General features: G+C 49.6%; 2 protein-coding genes. Both read left to right on the top strand.

The features are described from left to right. Positions 1-1,719, top strand: a 1,719-nt coding sequence (gene pheT, locus FWJ59_RS09405; protein ID WP_414481671.1) for a phenylalanine--tRNA ligase subunit beta, incomplete at its 5' end; no start/stop codon positions are given. A 101-nt stretch (positions 1,720-1,820) separates the two neighbouring features. Beyond that, on the top strand, positions 1,821-2,147 hold the full coding sequence (locus FWJ59_RS09410; protein ID WP_414481672.1) for a cell division protein ZapA: 327 nt from the start codon (positions 1,821-1,823) through the stop codon (positions 2,145-2,147). Positions 2,148-2,235: the final 88 nt, after the last annotated feature.

The following is a 2,235-nucleotide window of genomic DNA, read 5'->3' on the forward strand; positions in this document are numbered from 1 at the left end:
AGGGTGGTAAAGGATGTAAAGATTGCTCCGTCTCCGAGATGGATGCAGCGCAGGTTGGCTGCTGCGGGGATTAGGCCAATCAACAATATCGTTGACATAACCAATTATGTCATGCTGGAGATGGGCCATCCCATGCATGCCTTTGACCTGGATAAGGTAGCCGGTAGGACCATCGTAGTACGCAGAGCCCGCGATGGAGAAAAGCTGGTTACTCTCGATGACAAAGAAAGGCTATTAACTTCGGATATGCTGGTTATAGCAGACGTAGAAAAGGCTATAGGCCTGGCAGGAGTCATGGGCGGAGCCAACACCGAGATTACAGATGGGACAAGGAATATCTTGCTGGAGAGTGCGCTGTTTGATAGAGGATGCATCCGTAAGACGGCAAAGGCGCTGGGAATTCGCAGCGAGGCATCTTTGAGGTTTGAAAAGGGCCTAGATATACATAATGCCATGGCGGCATTGGACCGAGCAGCTCAGCTGATCCAGCAGCTAGGGGTAGGAACGGTGGTAGAAGGCGTTATAGATGTGTGTCACGGTTCCCTGGAGAAGAAGGTTTTGGAGATTCCATATAAGAGGGTAAATGGCCTGCTGGGCATCAACTTATCTGCCGATGAGATGGCCGATATCTTAAGGAAGTTGGAGTTCGAGGTGGATGTAAAGGGTGAATACATGGAGATAGAGGTGCCGTCTTTCAGGCAAGACATAGAAGGTGTGGCCGATATAGCTGAGGAAGTGGCTCGCATTTACGGCTACAATAACATCCCCATGACCTTGATGGAGGGCACTATAAGCCGTGGTAAAAAGACCCGGAAGCAGAAACTTATAGACAAGGTAAAGGACGTGCTTGTGGGTACCGGCCTTTACGAGGTGGTGACCTACTCCTTCACTAGCCCAAGGGTCTATGAGTCCATCGGCATTACCGATCCGCAGCTCATACCCAAGACCGTCAAAATTTTAAATCCCCTGGGCGAGGATCAGAGCATAATGCGCACCACGCTCATTCCAAGCCTTTTAGAGGTGCTATCCCACAACTATAACAGAGGAATAGAGAGATGCCAGATATTTGAGATAGGGACGGCATTCCTGCCAAAATCGCTGCCGCTGGAGGATTTACCGGAGGAAAAACCACTTTTGACCATTGCAGAATATGGGCCGGATGTAGATTATTATGACCTTAAAGGCAAGGTTGAGGTGTTGCTTGAGGAACTGGGACTGCTGGATGAGGCAGAGTTTGTACCACACGTTCATCCCACATTCCATCCGGGCAGGACGGCGCTTTTAAAACTGGAGGGCAAGGAGATAGGCATACTTGGGGAGATACATCCCAAGGTGGCTCAAAACTATCAGATTGAAGAGAGGGTTCTGGTGGCCGAGCTACAACTTGATATCCTGCTCAGTTTGGCAAAAGAGGAACGGAAGTACAGGCCCCTTCCCAAGTATCCTGCCGTTGAGCGAGACCTGGCGGTGGTGGTGAAGAAGGAAGTGCTGGCTGCCCAGGTGGAGAGCTGTATAAAAGAGCTTGGTGGGCAGCTTCTCGAAAAAGTGAAGCTGTTCGATGTGTATGAGGGTGCCCAAATACCTCAAGGCTATAAGAGCCTAGCTTATTCTTTGAGCTATCGTGCCGCCGATAGAACCTTGACGGATGAGGAGGTTAATTCCCTGCACGACAGCATTGTGAAAGGTTTGGAACAAAAGCTGGGGGCGAGACTGCGTTAACCCGCAAGGGATCACAAAAATTCGACAAAACGCTTGTTCTAATATGGCAGATGTTGTATAATAGTATCCAAGATAGCAGGGGAATGGGGATGTGATCCATGGTGGGTAAGACGAAAACCGTGGTCCGGATCGGCGGCCGGGAATACTCCATAAAGAGCGTGGAGTCCGAGGAATACATTCACAAGGTGGCCATTTATGTCGACAGGAAGATGGAGGAGATCAAGCAGCGGCAGCCCAATTTAAGTACCACCATGTTAGCCATGCTGACGGCCATAAATTTGGCGGATGAGGTCATCAAGCTTCAGCAAAAGGTCGAAAAGCTCCAGCGAGAGATAAGCGTCCTGCATTCCGTGCTGGAGGAAGATGGACGGAATGACATCCCAAATACTTCTCCTGTTTATGACGTTTCACGCAGGATAAGACGGTGAGAGGGCAGTTTGATATTGGATGCTGTATAAACGACGTGGGTTATAAGACGTGGGTTATAAAAAGCAGCCTTCGGGCTGCTTTTTGTTT

The sequence above is a fragment of the Caldicoprobacter sp. genome (genome assembly GCF_047459465.1).
Taxonomy (GTDB): domain Bacteria; phylum Bacillota; class Clostridia; order Caldicoprobacterales; family Caldicoprobacteraceae; genus Caldicoprobacter.